This is a genomic window from Mycobacterium sp. GA-0227b (assembly GCF_001499855.1).
In the GTDB taxonomy this organism is placed as follows: Bacteria; Actinomycetota; Actinomycetes; order Mycobacteriales; family Mycobacteriaceae; genus Mycobacterium.
In genome coordinates this window covers 1-14,643 of record NZ_LQIK01000013.1, presented here as the reverse complement: position 1 = coordinate 14,643, position 14,643 = coordinate 1, and the positions used below count along the sequence as shown (strand labels likewise).

Below are 14,643 nucleotides of genomic sequence, written 5' to 3'. Positions count from 1 at the left end.
CGGCCAGGCCGGGCGCCGGTCTGCGTTCGCGGAAAGCCACGGAGAGGAGGTCGACATGACGGACACCGCGCCGAAGATCGATGCGCTGCTGGCCGAGCATGCCGACCTCGAGCGGCAGCTCAGCGACCCGGACCTGCATTCCGACGCCGGCCGGGCCCGCAAAGTGGGCAGGCGGTTTGCGCAGGTCTCGCCGATCGTCGCGACGTACCGCAAGCTCGAGGCCGCCCGCGGTGACCTGGAAGCCGCCCGGGAGCTGGCCGCCGACGATCCGTCGTTCGCCGGCGAGGTCGACGAGTTGTCGGCCACGGTCGAGCAACTGGACTCGCATCTGACCGACCTGCTGGCACCCCGTGACCCCCACGACCCCGACGACATCGTGCTCGAGGTCAAGTCGGGGGAGGGCGGCGAGGAGTCCGCGCTGTTCGCCGCCGATCTGGCGAGGATGTACATCCGCTACGCCGAGCGCCACGGCTGGAATGTCACCGTGCTCGATGAGACCTTCTCCGATCTCGGCGGCTACAAAGACGCCACGCTGTCCATCCGCAGCAAAGGTGATTCGGCCGACGGCGTGTGGTCGCGACTGAAGTTCGAAGGCGGCGTGCATCGCGTGCAGCGGGTCCCCGTCACGGAGTCGCAGGGCCGGGTGCACACCTCGGCGGCCGGCGTGCTCGTCTACCCGGAGCCCGAAGAGGTCGAGGAGGTGCAGATCGACGAGTCGGATCTGCGCATCGATGTCTACCGCTCCTCGGGCAAGGGCGGTCAGGGCGTCAACACCACCGACTCCGCCGTCCGCATCACGCACCTGCCCACGGGCATCGTCGTCACCTGTCAGAACGAGCGGTCGCAGTTGCAGAACAAAGCCCGCGCGATGCAGGTGCTCGCTGCGCGCCTGCAGGCAGTGGCCGAGGAACAGGCGCAGGCCGACGCATCGGCCGACCGGGCCAGCCAGATCCGCACCGTCGACCGGAGCGAGCGCATCCGCACCTACAACTTCCCGGAGAACCGGATCGCCGATCACCGGATCAACTTCAAGGCGCACAACCTCGACCAGGTGCTCGACGGGGATCTCGACGACCTGTTCGACGCGCTGGCCGCCGCAGACAAGCAAGCGAGACTGCAGACAACATGACCCGGCTCAGCCAGCTGATCGACGCCGCGGCGACGGCGCTGGCCGAGGCGGGTGTCGCAGCGCCGCGCGTCGACGCCGAACTACTGGCCGCCCACGCCACCGGCACCGACCGGGGCCGCCTCCGGCTCGTCGAGGCCGAGGCCGATCCTCATTTCGCCGCGCGGTACGGCGAACTCGTCGCCCGGCGTGCCCAACGGGTCCCGCTACAGCACCTGATCGGCACCGCGCCGTTCGGCCCGGTCGACGTGCGCGTCGGTCCGGGTGTGTTCATCCCGCGCCCAGAAACCGAGGCCCTGCTGGAATGGGCGCTGGCACAACGTCTTCCCAACCGCCCGCTGATCGTCGACCTGTGTACGGGCAGCGGTGCGCTGGCGCTGGCGCTGGCGAACAATTGGCCCGATGCCCGCATCATCGCCGTGGACGACTCCGCACCGGCGTTGGAGTATGCGCGACGAAACCTCGCCGAAACGGGCGTCGAAATCGTCTGCGCCGACGTCACAGAACCCGGGCTGCTGCCCGAACTCGAGGGTTCGGTCGACCTCCTCGTCGCCAACCCGCCCTACATTCCCGACGGCGCCCGGCTGGAACCCGAAGTGGCCGAATACGATCCGGCACACGCGTTGTTCGGGGGATCCGACGGCATGCGGGTGATCAATGCGATCGCCGACCTCGGGTCGAGGTGGTTGCGCATCGGCGGCCTGACCGCCGTCGAACACGACGACACGACCTCGGGCCGGACCGTCGAGTGCTTCGAACGAACACAGCGTTTCGACGACATCACCGCTCGGCGCGATCTGGCGGGGCGGCCACGGTTCGTGAGTGCCCGGAGGACCCGATGAGCCACCTTTTCGACTGCTCCGACGCCGACCAGCGCGCGACCGGTGTCGCATCGGCGATCAGCGCGCTCAGGGGCGGTCGACTAGTCGTGTTGCCGACCGACACCGTCTACGGCATCGGCGCCGACGCGTTCGACAGCGAAGCCGTCGCCGCGCTACTCGCGGCCAAGGACCGCGGCCGCGACATGCCGGTGCCCGTCCTCGTCGGCTCCTGGCACACGATCGAAGGCCTGGTCTACAACGTGCCCAACACCGCGCGCGAACTCATCCGCGCGTTCTGGCCGGGTGCGCTCAGCCTGGTGGTGCGTCAGGCACCGTCGCTGCAATGGGATCTCGGCGACGCGCACGGCACGGTGATGCTGCGCATGCCGCTGCATCCGGTGGCCATCGAATTGCTGCGCGAAGTCGGGCCGATGGCGGTGTCGAGTGCGAACATCTCGGGCCGGCCCGCCGCCGTCACCGCCGAAGAGGCGCGCGAGCAACTCGGTGATCTCGTCGAGGTCTATCTCGATGCCGGGCCGTCCGAGCGGCAGGCGGCATCGACGATCCTCGACCTCACCGGTGCGCATCCGCGCGTGCTGCGCCAGGGTCCGGTCACCGTGGAGGCGATCGCAACCGTGCTCGACGTGGAACCCGCGACTTTGACGGACTGATAGTGGGTTTCGTGCAGTACGGTTCACCGGTGGTCTACGCCACCGACACACTGCTGGCACTCGACGATCGCGGTGCGGGCGTACCGATCCGGGAGCTCGCGCTGGTCGGCCTGACCGCCGCGATCATCACGTATTTCGCCACCGGTTGGGTCAGGGTGCTGGCGCGCCGGCTCGGCGCTGTCGCTTATCCGCGCGACCGCGACGTCCATCACGAGCCGACGCCCCGAATGGGCGGCCTGGCGATGTACATCGGCGTCGCGGTTGCCGTCCTCCTGGCCTCGCAGCTCCCGGCGCTGACGCGCGGTTTCGTCTATTCGTCGGGCATGCCCGCGGTGGTCGTCGCGGGTGGGTTGATCATGGTCGTCGGCCTGATCGACGACCGTTGGGGCCTGGACGCGTTGACCAAATTCGCCGGGCAGATCACGGCCGCCAGCGTGCTCGTCACGATGGGGGTGGCGTGGAGCGTCCTCTACATCCCGCTCGGCGGCGTGGGCACCATCGTGCTCGACCAGGTTTCGTCGATCCTGCTGACGTTGGCGCTGACCGTCGCGATCGTCAACGCGATGAACTTCGTCGACGGTCTCGACGGGCTCGCCGCCGGACTCGGCCTGATCACCGCGTCGGCGATCTGCATCTTCTCCGTCGGGTTGCTGCGCGACCACGGCGGAGACGTGTTGTTCTACCCGCCCGCGGTCATCTCTGTGGTACTCGCCGGCGCATGTCTGGGATTTCTGCCGCACAACTTCCATCCCGCCAAAATTTTCATGGGGGACTCCGGGTCGATGCTCATCGGCCTGATGCTCGCCGCGGCCTCCACCACCGCGGCCGGACCGATCTCGCAGACCGCGTACGGCGTGCGCGACGTGTTCGCGTTGCTGTCGCCGTTCCTGCTCGTGGTGGCGGTCATGTTCGTGCCCGCACTGGACATGCTGTTGGCCATCATCCGGCGCACCCGCGCGGGTCTGAGCCCCTTCAGCCCGGACAAGATGCACCTGCATCACCGGTTGCTGGAAATCGGCCACTCGCACCGGCGGGTGGTGTTGCTGATCTATCTGTGGGTGGGCATCGTCGCGCTCGGCGCTGCCAGCACGATTTTCTTCGATCCGCGCTACAGCGGGGCGGTCATGCTGGGGGCGATTCTGGTCGCCGTCGTCGTGACGCTGATCCCTCTTCTGGGCCGCCGAAACGGCCAGTTCGAGGAAATGTACGACGAAAAGTAGTAGACCCTCTTTTATGCCTCCCACCATGTGTTAGGGTGCAAACAGAACCCGAAAAAACCTCGCGGGTTGCCGGCCTCCGGGTCGTCGGTGCAGAACCGATCGGCACGGAACAACGACCGACAAAGGGAGCTGCCCCGTGGGTGATTCCGGCGAGCCAACCGCCCTCCGATACGCTCAGTGCGCCACGCACGCACATCATCGGGGCAGCCACCGTGACCGCGGATTGAGGTGAAGTAGTGACGACGCCAGCGCAAGACGCGCCGTTGGTGTTCCCCTCCGTTGCCTTTCGGCCATTGCGCCTGCTTGCGATCTGTGTGGTGTTCGCCGGACTGGTGACCGCGGCGGCCGCTCTGCTCGGCCATCCCATGATCGGCGTGTTCTTCGGCATCGGCCTCGGATTGGGTTTGCTCAACGCCGTCCTGGTGCAGCGCTCGGTGGATTCGATCACCGCCGATGCGCATCCGCTCAAGCGCAAGATGGCGCTGAACTCCGCCACGCGGCTGCTGATCATGACGGTCATCGGGTTGACCATCGCATTCGTCTTCCGGCCGCAGGGCTTGGGCGTGGTGTTTGGGATGGCGCTCTTCCAGGTATTGCTTGTTGTTTCCACGGCGCTGCCGGTGATGAAGAAGCTCAAGGAAGGCCCAGCTGATGAGATCGAAGGGGCGCAGCAATGACAGGACTTGAGGTCGCCGGCCAAGCGGGTCAGACCACAATCCTCGCCGCGGAATCCGGCATCCAGGTCGGCCACCACACGGAGGCCCACTGGTTCGGGCTGACGGTGAACACCGACACGCTGCTGGCGACGGCCATCGCGGCGGTGATCGTGCTCGCGCTGGCGTTCTACCTGCGCGCGAAGGTCACCTCGACCGGTGTGCCCAGTGGCGTGCAACTGTTCTGGGAAGCGATCACCGTTCAGACGCGCAACCAGGTCGAGGCCGCGATCGGGATGAAGATCGCACCGTTCGTGCTGCCACTCGCGGTGACGCTGTTCGTTTTCATTCTGGTGGCGAACTGGCTGTCGGTGTTCCCGTGGCAGTACACCGACTCCAGTGGCGCGATCCACGAGGTGCTCAAACCGCCGGCATCGGACATCAACTTCGTACTCGCGCTCGCGCTGTTCGTGTTCATCTGCTACCACGCGGCCGGCTTTTGGCGCCGCGGGCCGCTCGGCCACCCGTGGCGGGTGCTCAAGGGCCACGTCGCGATCCTTGCACCCATCAACCTCGTCGAGGAGCTCGCGAAGCCGATCTCGTTGTCGCTGCGACTCTTCGGCAACATCTTCGCCGGCGGCATCCTGGTGGCGCTGATCGCGCTGTTCCCGCCGTACATCATGTGGCTGCCGAACGCGATCTGGAAGAGCTTCGACCTGTTCGTCGGCGCGATCCAGGCGTTCATCTTCGCGCTGCTGACGATCTTGTACTTCAGCCAGTCGATGGAGCTCGACGAGCATCATGACTAGCCGCCCCACCCAGCAGGACCCACAGCCTGGTAGCACAGCTACCAGTTACCAAGGAGGATAAGGAATGGATCCCACTATCGCTGCCGGCGCGCTCATCGGCGGTGGACTGATCATGGCCGGCGGTGCAATCGGCGCCGGTATCGGTGACGGCATCGCGGGTAACGCGCTGATCGCCGGCATCGCTCGCCAGCCGGAGGCCCAGGGCCGACTGTTCACTCCGTTCTTCATCACGGTCGGTCTGGTCGAGGCGGCGTACTTCATCAACCTGGCGTTCATGGCGCTGTTCGTGTTCGCCACCCCGGTCGGGGGTTAATGCCGGCCATGGCTGACTCGAACGTCGTTCTGTTGGCGGCAGAGGGAGGCGGGCAAAGCAACTTCCTCATCCCCAACGGCACCTTCTTCTTCGTGCTGCTCATCTTCCTGATCGTGCTCGGCGTGATCGCGAAGTGGGTCGTGCCACCGATCTCGAAGGTGCTGCGCGAGCGCGAAGCCATGGTGCAGAAGACGGTTGAGGACAATCGGCGGGCAGCCCAACTGCGGGCTGCCGCCGAGGCCGATTACCGCGAGGTGATGGCGACCGCGCGCCGCGACGCAACGAACGTCCGCGAGGAAGCCCGCGCCGAGGGACGCAAGATCGTCGACGAGGCGCGCAGCCGTGCCAACACGGAAGTATCGGGTCTGCTTCAGCAGGCCAACGAGGAGCTCACGAGACAGTCACTGGCGGTGACGACCGACCTCCAAGCGTCTGTCGAAACCCTGGCGGCGAACCTGGCGAGCCGCGTGCTCGGCGTCGACGTGACCACTCGTACGGTGCCGGTCTCGACGGGTCAGGGGCGGTAGACGCATGTCGACATTCATCGGACAGCTGATCGGTTTCGCGGTCATCGTTTTCCTGCTGTGGCGTTTCGTCGTGCCGTTGGTGCGGCGCATGATGAACAACCAGAAGGAGACCGTCCGTCGACAGCTCGAGGAGCATGCCGAGGCCGAGAAGAAGGTGGCCGACGCAGACACCGAGCACGCAAAGGCGTTGGAAGAGGCCAAAGCCGAAGCGGCGGCGGTGATCGGAGAGGCCCGCCATGATGCGGAGCGGATCGCAGAACAGCTCCGCGCCCAGGCCGACCTGGAGTTGGAGCGGATCAAAATCCAGGGCGCGCAACAGGTTCAACTGCTGCGCCAGCAGCTGGTGCGCGAGCTACGGCAGGGCCTCGGCGCGGAATCGGTGCAGCGGGCCGGCGACATCGTGCGCGACTTCGTCTCCGATAGTTCCGAGCTGTCCGCGACGGTTGACCGCTTTCTCGCCGATCTCGACGAGATGGCCCCGTCGACGACGACGCTCTCTAACGCTGCCACTGCGAAACTCCGCGCTGCCAGCCGCGAGTCGCTGTCCCAGGTGGTCGAACGGTTCGACGGAGTCGTTTCCGGTCTCGACGCCGACGCGCTGACGAAGTTGGCCACCGATCTGACGTCCTCAGCGAAACTGTTGCGCCGCGAGGCCGTACTCGCCAGGCATCTTGCCGACCCGTCGAGCAATTCCGACCCCAAAGTTCAGGTCATCGAGCGCTTGCTCTCCGGGAAGGTCTCCGACCCCGCGTTGGAAATCCTCAAAACCGCTGTGTCGCAGCGCTGGTCGACGACGGGCGATCTGATCCACGGGCTCCAGCACGCCGCCAGGTTGGCGTTGCTGGTGCGCGCCGAGGCAGACGGCCAGATCGAGGATGTGGAAGACCAGCTGTTCAGGTTCAGTCGCATACTTGATTCCGAGCCTCGGCTGATAACGCTGCTCAGCGAGTACACCGCGCCCTTGGATGGCCGAATCGGCTTGCTGAACAACGTGCTCGGGCGCCAGGCGAACAAGAACACCGCGGATCTGCTGCGCCAGACGCTCGACCTGCTGCATGGCGATCGCGCCGACGAGGCGGTTCGCGAACTGGCAAATCTGGCCGTTTCGCGGCGCGGCGAAATCGTCGCGCAGGTTCGTGCGGCCGCTGAACTGAGCGACGAGCAGAGCGAGCGGCTCACCGAATTGCTCGCCCGCATCTACGGCCATCCGGTGTCGATCCAGCTGGCGGTGGACCCTGCGTTGCTCGGTGGCTTGACCATCGCCGTCGGTGACGAGGTGATCGACGGCTCGTTGGCGTCGAAGCTTGCGGCGGCCGAGACCCACCTACCCGACTGACCCGACCACCCAAGACCCACACACTCACACATATACGAACCAGGAAGACGAACCATGGCAGAGTTGACGATCTCGGCGGACGAGATCCAGGGCGCGATCGAGGAGTATGTCGCCGGCTTCGAGGCGGACACCGAGCGGGAAGAGATCGGCACCGTCATCGACGCAGGCGACGGTATCGCCCACGTCGAGGGGCTGCCCTCGGTCATGACCCAGGAGTTGCTGGAGTTCCCCGGTGGCGTGCTCGGCGTCGCGCTGAACCTCGACGAGCACAGCGTCGGCGCGGTCATCCTCGGTGACTTCGAGAAGATCGAAGAGGGTCAGCAGGTCAAGCGCACCGGCGAGGTGCTCTCGGTGCCGGTGGGCGACGGCTTCCTTGGTCGCGTGGTCAATCCGCTGGGCCAGCCGATCGACGGCCGCGGTGAGGTCGAGACCACCGAACGTCGCGCCCTCGAGCTGCAGGCGCCCTCGGTGGTGCAGCGCCAAGGCGTCAGTGAGCCGTTGCAGACCGGTATCAAGGCGATCGACTCGCAGACCCCCATCGGTCGCGGCCAGCGTCAGCTGATCATCGGCGACCGCAAGACCGGTAAGACCGCGGTGTGTGTGGACACGATCCTCAACCAGCGGCAGAACTGGGAGTCCGGCGACCCCGATCTCCAGGTCCGCTGCGTGTACGTGGCGATCGGGCAGAAGGGCACCACGATCGCCAGCGTGCGCCAGACCCTCGAAGAGGGCGGCGCGATGGATTACACCACGATCGTCGCCGCACCGGCATCCGACTCCGCCGGCTTCAAATGGCTTGCGCCGTACACCGGCTCGTCGATCGCCCAGCACTGGATGTACGACGGCAAGCATGTGCTGATCGTGTTCGACGACCTGACCAAGCAGGCCGAGGCCTACCGTGCCATCTCGCTGCTGCTGCGCCGGCCGCCAGGACGCGAGGCCTACCCCGGCGACGTGTTCTATCTGCACTCGCGGTTGCTGGAGCGGTGCGCGAAGCTGTCCGACGAACTGGGCGGCGGCTCGTTGACCGGTCTGCCGATCATCGAGACCAAGGCCAACGACATCTCGGCCTACATCCCGACCAACGTCATCTCGATCACCGACGGTCAGTGCTTCCTGGAGACCGACCTGTTCAACCAGGGTGTGCGCCCGGCGATCAACGTCGGCGTCTCGGTGTCGCGTGTCGGTGGCGCCGCGCAGATCAAGGCCATGAAAGAGGTGGCGGGGTCACTGCGTCTGGATCTGTCGCAGTACCGCGAACTCGAATCGTTCGCAGCCTTCGCCTCTGACCTCGACGAAACGTCGAAGGCGCAGCTCGACCGCGGCGCGCGGCTCGTCGAGTTGCTCAAGCAACCGCAGAACAGCCCGATGCCGGTCGAGGAACAGGTCGTGGCGATCTTCCTGGGCACCCGCGGCCATCTGGATTCGGTTCCGGTCGAGGACGTTCAGAAGTTCGAGCGGGAGTTCCTCGAGCACGTGAAGGGTTCGCAGGAGGGAATCCTCAAAGAGATCCGGGAGAGCAAGAAGCTCTCCGAGGAGCTGGAGGAGAAGCTCGAGAAAGTCGTGAACGACTTCAAGAAGGGCTTCGACACCACGGACGGCAGCTCGGTCGTGCCCGACGAGCATGTCGATGCGATGGATGAGGAAGACGTCGAGAAGGAATCGGTGAAGGTCCGCAAGCCCGCACCGAAGAAGAAGTAAGGCCTGAAAGCAGATGGCTGCCACACTGCGCGAATTACGCGGCCGTATCCGCTCCGCCGGCTCGATCAAGAAGATCACCAAAGCCCAGGAGCTGATCGCGACGTCGCGGATCGCCAAAGCGCAGGCCCGAGTCGAGGCGGCTCGGCCCTACGACCGCGAGATCACCAACATGCTCACCGAACTCGCGAGCGCGAGCGCGCTGGATCACCCGCTGCTCGTGGCACGCTCGAACCCTCGGCGGGCCGGCGTGTTGGTGGTGTCGTCGGACCGGGGGCTCGCAGGCGCGTACAACGCGAACATCTTCCGGCGGTCCGAGGAGCTGTTCTCTCTTCTTCGTTCGGAGGGCAAGGAACCAGTCCTCTACGTGGTGGGGCGAAAAGCTCTGGGTTACTACAGTTTCCGTAACTGGGACATTCAAGAATCGTGGACCGGTTTCTCCGAGCGGCCGGACTACGAAAACGCGCAGGAGATCGCGACGACATTGGTCGACGCCTTCACGGCCGGTATGGATGACGAAGGCGATGATCCCGGGGCCGACGACGTCCTCGGCGTCGACGAGCTGCACATCGTGTTCACCGAATTCAGGTCGATGCTGTCGCAGACGGCGATCGCGCGTCGGATCGCACCGATGGAGGTGGAGTACAGCGAGGAGGACACCGGCCCGCAGACGCTGTTCTCGTTCGAGCCCGACGCCGAAACCCTTTTCGGCGCTTTGTTGCCGCGGTATGTCTCCACCCGCATCTTCGCCGCGCTGCTCGAGGCGGCGGCCTCGGAGTCGGCTTCGCGCCGACGCGCCATGAAGTCGGCTACCGACAACGCCGACGACCTCATCAAGGACCTGACCCTGATGGCCAACCGCGAACGGCAATCTCAGATCACCCAGGAAATCAGCGAAATCGTCGGTGGCGCGAACGCGCTTGCGGACGCCGCCTCAAAGTAGCCCCAGAAAGCGAAGAAAACATGACTGCTACTGCTGAAAAGAAAACCAGCACCGACACCGCCGGGCGCGTCGTACGTGTCACCGGTCCGGTCGTCGACGTCGAGTTTCCGCGCGGCTCCGTGCCGGAACTGTTCAACGCGCTGCACGCCGAGATCGGTTACAAGGAATTGGCGAAGACGCTGACGCTCGAGGTCGCCCAGCACCTCGGCGACAACCTGGTGCGTTGCATCTCGATGCAACCGACCGACGGGCTTGTTCGTGGCGTCGAGGTCACCGACACCGGCAGCTCGATCTCGGTCCCGGTCGGAGACGGCGTCAAGGGCCACGTGTTCAACGCGCTCGGCGACTGCCTGGACGAGCCCGGTTACGGTAAAGACTTCGACCGCTGGTCGATTCACCGCAAGCCGCCGGCGTTCGATCACCTCGAACCCCGCACCGAAATGCTGGAGACCGGCCTGAAGGTCGTCGACCTGCTCACCCCTTACGTCCGCGGCGGCAAGATCGCGTTGTTCGGCGGTGCCGGCGTCGGCAAGACCGTGTTGATCCAGGAGATGATCAACCGTATCGCCCGGAACTTCGGTGGCACTTCGGTGTTCGCCGGCGTGGGTGAGCGCACCCGCGAGGGCAACGACCTCTGGGTGGAGCTCGCCGATGCCGACGTGCTCAAGGACACCGCGCTGGTGTTCGGCCAGATGGACGAGCCGCCCGGCACGCGTATGCGGGTGGCGCTGTCGGCGCTGACGATGGCCGAGTTCTTCCGCGACGAGCAGGGCCAGGACGTGCTGCTGTTCATCGACAACATCTTCCGGTTCACCCAGGCGGGTTCGGAGGTTTCGACGCTGCTCGGCCGGATGCCTTCCGCGGTGGGCTATCAGCCGACGTTGGCCGACGAGATGGGTGAACTGCAGGAGCGCATCACGTCGACCCGCGGACACTCCATCACCTCGATGCAGGCCGTGTACGTGCCCGCCGACGACTACACCGACCCGGCCCCGGCGACGACGTTCGCTCACCTGGATGCGACCACGGAGCTGAGCCGATCGGTGTTCTCCAAGGGCATCTTCCCGGCGGTGGATCCGCTGGCGTCCAGCTCGACGATTCTCGATCCCAGCGTCGTCGGCGACGAGCACTACCGCGTCGCGCAGGAAGTCATCCGAATCCTGCAGCGCTACAAGGACCTTCAGGACATCATCGCAATTCTCGGTATCGACGAGCTGGCCGAGGAGGACAAGCAGCTGGTTCAGCGCGCCCGTCGCATCGAGCGCTTCTTGTCGCAGAACATGATGGCGGCCGAGCAGTTCACCGGCCAGCCGGGCTCGACCGTTCCGCTGAAGGAGACCATCGAGGCCTTCGACAAGCTGACCAAGGGCGATTTCGACCATCTGCCGGAGCAGGCGTTCTTCCTCATCGGCGGTCTCGAGGATCTCGAGAAGAAAGCCGAGAGCCTGGGCGCGAAGATGGACGACGGTGGCGGCGACGGCGCCCCGGCGCAGACGGACTCGAACGGCGATTCCGACAAGGGCGACGATTCCGGCGAGGGCGAATAGCAATGGCGGAACTAGACGTCGACATTGTCGCCGTCGAGCGGGAAATCTGGTCAGGCAAGGCGACATTCCTCTTCACCCGCACCACCGCGGGCGAGATCGGCATCCTGCCTCGCCACATCCCGCTGGTCGCCCAGCTCGTCGACGACGCCATGGTGCGCGTCGAGCGGGAGGGTGAGGAAGATCTGCGCATCGCGGTCGACGGCGGATTCATGTCCGTCACCGATGAAGGAGTGATCATCCTCGCGGAGTCGGCGGAGCTCGAATCCGAGATCGATGCCGAAGGCGCGCGGCGAGACGCCGAATCCGACGACGCCGCAACAGCTGCCAAGGGTAGAGCGAGGCTTCGCGCCCTGGGCCAGATCGACTAGCGGCCGCCGATGAGCGCGCTCATGGTCACCATGGTCGCGCTGATCTGCGTGCTGCTCCTGGTCGTTGTCGCGCTGTCCTACCGGCTGTGGAAGTTACGGCAGGTGGGTGGCACCGCGGCGATCCTGCGGGACGTCCCGGCTGTCGGCGGCCACGGGTGGCGTCACGGCGTAATGCGTTATCGCGGCGGCGAAGCGGGCTTCTACCGATTGTCGAGCCTACGGTGGTGGCCGGATCGCCGACTGAGCCGCCGCGGTCTCGAGATCGTCTCGCGGCGCGCACCTCGTGGCGACGAGTTCGACATCATGACCGACGAGATCGTGGTGCTGGAGTTGCGTGACACCAGCCCGGAACGTCGCCGCGGCTATGAAATCGCGTTGGATCGCGGTGCGCTGACGGCGTTTCTGTCCTGGCTGGAGTCCAGGCCGTCGCCTCGGGCGCGACGCCGTAGCTTCTAATCCGTTGCCGGACCGCCCGGTCGCCACAGCACATCGCCCTCGGGATTGGCGACCCGGGACAGGATGAACAGCAGATCCGACAGCCGATTCAGGTATTTCGCGGGCAACACACTGACCGCATCGCCATGCGACTCCACCGCCGCCCACGCCGACCTCTCGGCGCGGCGGGCCACCGTGCGGGCCACATGCAGAAGCGCCGACAGGGGTGTACCGCCCGGCAGCACAAACGAATTCAACGCGGGCAGCGACTCGTTGAACTCATCGCACCACGCTTCCAGTCGGTCGATGTAGCTCTGGGTGATCCGCAGCGCCGGATGTTCGGGGTTGTCGACCACCGGTGTCGACAGGTCAGCCCCAGCGTCGAACAGGTCGTTCTGAATCTGCTTGAGGACCTTCGAGATTTGCTCGCCGGGGTTTCCCAAGGCGATCGCCACCCCGATGGCGGCATTGATCTCGTCGCAATCGGCATACGCCACGAGGCGGGCGTCGTTCTTCGATACCCTGCTGAAATCGCTCAACCCCGTGGTGCCGTCATCCCCCGTGCGCGTATATATCCGGGTGAGATGGACTGCCATGGTCAAACCGTACCGGAACGCGTAGCCGAGGAAACTGACACGGCCAGCGGCGCTGTTTAAACTAACCCGCGTGAGCGAGCGATTCGTGGTGACCGGCGGAAACCGGTTATCGGGCGAAGTAGCCGTCGGGGGGGCCAAGAACAGCGTTCTGAAGTTGATGGCCGCCACGCTGCTTGCCGAAGGCACCAGCACGATCACCAATTGCCCTGACATTCTCGACGTGCCGCTGATGGCCGAGGTGCTCCGAGGCCTGGGGGCCACCGTGGAACTCGACAGCGACGTCGTGCGGATCACCTCGCCCGACGAACCGAAGTACGACGCCGACTTCGCCGCCGTGCGCCAATTTCGCGCATCGGTGTGCGTGCTGGGCCCGCTCGTCGGCCGCTGTAAGCGGGCCAAGGTGGCGTTGCCGGGCGGCGACGCGATCGGATCGCGTCCGCTGGACATGCATCAGGCCGGCCTCCGCCAACTGGGGGCGCGGTGCAACATCGAGCACGGCTGCGTCGTCGCCGAGGCGGACCATCTGCGCGGCGCCGAGATCCAGTTGGAATTTCCCTCCGTTGGTGCCACCGAGAACATTCTGATGGCCGCCGTCGTCGCCGAGGGCGTCACCACGATCCACAACGCTGCGCGCGAACCCGACGTCGTCGATTTGTGCGCGATGCTCAACCAGATGGGCGCCCAGATCACTGGCGCGGGCACCCCGACGATGACGATCACCGGCGTCGAGCGGCTCTATCCCACCGAGCACCGGGTGATCGGTGACCGCATCGTCGCGGCGACGTGGGGGATCGCCGCGGCGATGACGCACGGCGACATCTCGGTCACCGGCGTCGACCCGCAGCATCTACAGCTGGTGCTGCACAAGTTGCATGACGCCGGTGCCACGGTGACGCAGTCCGATGACGGATTCCGAGTGGTCCAGTACGAACGGCCAAAGGCGGTCAACGTCGCGACGCTGCCCTTTCCGGGTTTCCCCACCGACCTGCAGCCGATGGCGATTGCGCTGGCGTCGATCGCCGACGGCACGTCGATGATCACCGAGAACGTGTTCGAGGCGCGATTCCGGTTCGTCGAGGAGATGGTGCGCCTGGGGGCTGATGCCCGTACCGACGGTCATCATGCGGTCGTCCGGGGCATCCCGCAGCTATCCAGTGCGCCGGTCTGGTCCTCAGACATCCGTGCCGGCGCCGGTCTGGTGCTGGCCGGGCTGGTCGCCGACGGCGACACCGAGGTTCACGATGTGTTCCACATTGACCGGGGTTATCCGCTGTTCGTCGAAAACCTCCAGAGCCTGGGCGCCGAAATCGAGCGGGTGGCCTGATCGGGGCCAGTCGCTGAGCCCGCCTCTTGTTCGGAGCGCTTTGTAGGTGGCGCTTTGGGACTTGGCCGCAACTGGCGTATCCTCTTGTGAGAAGCCCACGGCCCCAGGCCAATCGGACTGGCGGACGGGGTTTGACGTCTCTGTCCAGATCGGTATAGACTGGCAGGGTTGCCCCAAAAGCGGGTGTGTTGTTTGAGAACTCAATAGTGTGTTTGGTGGTTTTTGTTTGTTGTTGTTTTTTGCCTGCCTCTTTTTC

At 65.6% G+C, this 14,643-nt stretch carries 16 protein-coding genes; 15 read left to right on the top strand and 1 reads right to left on the bottom strand.

Annotated elements, in window-relative coordinates; genetic code table 11:
* The first annotated feature begins 55 nt into the window (after positions 1-55).
* From prfA to AU185_RS12965, 14 genes are all read left to right on the top strand, one after another.
* Positions 56-1,129, top strand: a complete 1,074-nt coding sequence (gene prfA, locus AU185_RS13030) for a peptide chain release factor 1 (RefSeq protein ID WP_059100233.1) — start codon at positions 56-58, stop codon at positions 1,127-1,129.
* Positions 1,126-1,968 (top strand): peptide chain release factor N(5)-glutamine methyltransferase, encoded by an 843-nt coding sequence (gene prmC / locus AU185_RS13025; protein ID WP_059100232.1) that lies wholly within the window; start codon positions 1,126-1,128, stop codon positions 1,966-1,968. Before prfA ends, prmC begins: the two co-directional genes overlap by 4 nt.
* Complete coding sequence (locus tag AU185_RS13020) at positions 1,965-2,618, top strand: L-threonylcarbamoyladenylate synthase (protein ID WP_059100231.1); 654 nt, start codon at positions 1,965-1,967, stop codon at positions 2,616-2,618. Before prmC ends, AU185_RS13020 begins: the two co-directional genes overlap by 4 nt.
* Before the next feature lie 2 nt (positions 2,619-2,620).
* Positions 2,621-3,838, top strand: a complete 1,218-nt coding sequence (locus AU185_RS13015; protein WP_231740344.1) for a glycosyltransferase family 4 protein — start codon at positions 2,621-2,623, stop codon at positions 3,836-3,838.
* A 236-nt stretch (positions 3,839-4,074) separates the two neighbouring features.
* The gene (locus AU185_RS13010; protein ID WP_059100230.1) at positions 4,075-4,515 is read left to right on the top strand and encodes an ATP synthase subunit I; all 441 of its coding nucleotides are present in this window, start codon (positions 4,075-4,077) and stop codon (positions 4,513-4,515) included.
* Positions 4,512-5,300: a F0F1 ATP synthase subunit A gene (atpB, locus tag AU185_RS13005; protein ID WP_059100229.1), complete on the top strand. Its 789-nt coding sequence runs from the start codon at positions 4,512-4,514 to the stop codon at positions 5,298-5,300. Before AU185_RS13010 ends, atpB begins: the two co-directional genes overlap by 4 nt.
* A gap of 64 nt (positions 5,301-5,364) precedes the next feature.
* Complete coding sequence (locus tag AU185_RS13000; protein ID WP_059100228.1) at positions 5,365-5,613, top strand: F0F1 ATP synthase subunit C; 249 nt, start codon at positions 5,365-5,367, stop codon at positions 5,611-5,613.
* An 8-nt stretch (positions 5,614-5,621) separates the two neighbouring features.
* A complete protein-coding gene (locus AU185_RS12995) occupies positions 5,622-6,140 on the top strand; it encodes a F0F1 ATP synthase subunit B (protein ID WP_059100244.1) in 519 nt (172 codons plus the stop codon).
* 4 nt (positions 6,141-6,144) lie between these two features.
* On the top strand, positions 6,145-7,476 hold the full coding sequence (locus AU185_RS12990) for a F0F1 ATP synthase subunit B/delta (protein WP_059100227.1): 1,332 nt from the start codon (positions 6,145-6,147) through the stop codon (positions 7,474-7,476).
* A gap of 54 nt (positions 7,477-7,530) precedes the next feature.
* On the top strand, positions 7,531-9,177 hold the full coding sequence (atpA, locus tag AU185_RS12985) for a F0F1 ATP synthase subunit alpha (RefSeq protein ID WP_059100226.1): 1,647 nt from the start codon (positions 7,531-7,533) through the stop codon (positions 9,175-9,177).
* Positions 9,178-9,190: 13 nt separating this feature from the next.
* Positions 9,191-10,117 carry a F0F1 ATP synthase subunit gamma gene (locus AU185_RS12980; RefSeq protein WP_059100225.1) on the top strand — a complete coding sequence of 309 codons (927 nt, stop codon included), beginning with the start codon at positions 9,191-9,193 and terminating at the stop codon, positions 10,115-10,117.
* 20 nt (positions 10,118-10,137) lie between these two features.
* Entirely contained in the window at positions 10,138-11,664 is a 1,527-nt protein-coding gene (atpD, locus tag AU185_RS12975) for a F0F1 ATP synthase subunit beta (protein ID WP_059100224.1), read from the top strand.
* A 2-nt stretch (positions 11,665-11,666) separates the two neighbouring features.
* On the top strand, positions 11,667-12,032 hold the full coding sequence (locus tag AU185_RS12970; protein WP_059100223.1) for a F0F1 ATP synthase subunit epsilon: 366 nt from the start codon (positions 11,667-11,669) through the stop codon (positions 12,030-12,032).
* Between the two features lie 9 nt (positions 12,033-12,041).
* A complete protein-coding gene (locus tag AU185_RS12965) occupies positions 12,042-12,488 on the top strand; it encodes a DUF2550 domain-containing protein (protein ID WP_059100222.1) in 447 nt (148 codons plus the stop codon).
* On the opposite strand, the gene AU185_RS12960 is transcribed toward AU185_RS12965, so the two are convergent.
* A complete protein-coding gene (locus tag AU185_RS12960) occupies positions 12,485-13,063 on the bottom strand; it encodes a cob(I)yrinic acid a,c-diamide adenosyltransferase (protein WP_059100221.1) in 579 nt (192 codons plus the stop codon). The genes AU185_RS12965 and AU185_RS12960 overlap by 4 nt on opposite strands.
* Before the next feature lie 70 nt (positions 13,064-13,133).
* Here AU185_RS12960 and murA point away from each other — a divergent pair, with 70 nt between their 5' ends.
* Entirely contained in the window at positions 13,134-14,387 is a 1,254-nt protein-coding gene (gene murA, locus AU185_RS12955; protein WP_059100220.1) for a UDP-N-acetylglucosamine 1-carboxyvinyltransferase, read from the top strand.
* Positions 14,388-14,643: the final 256 nt, after the last annotated feature.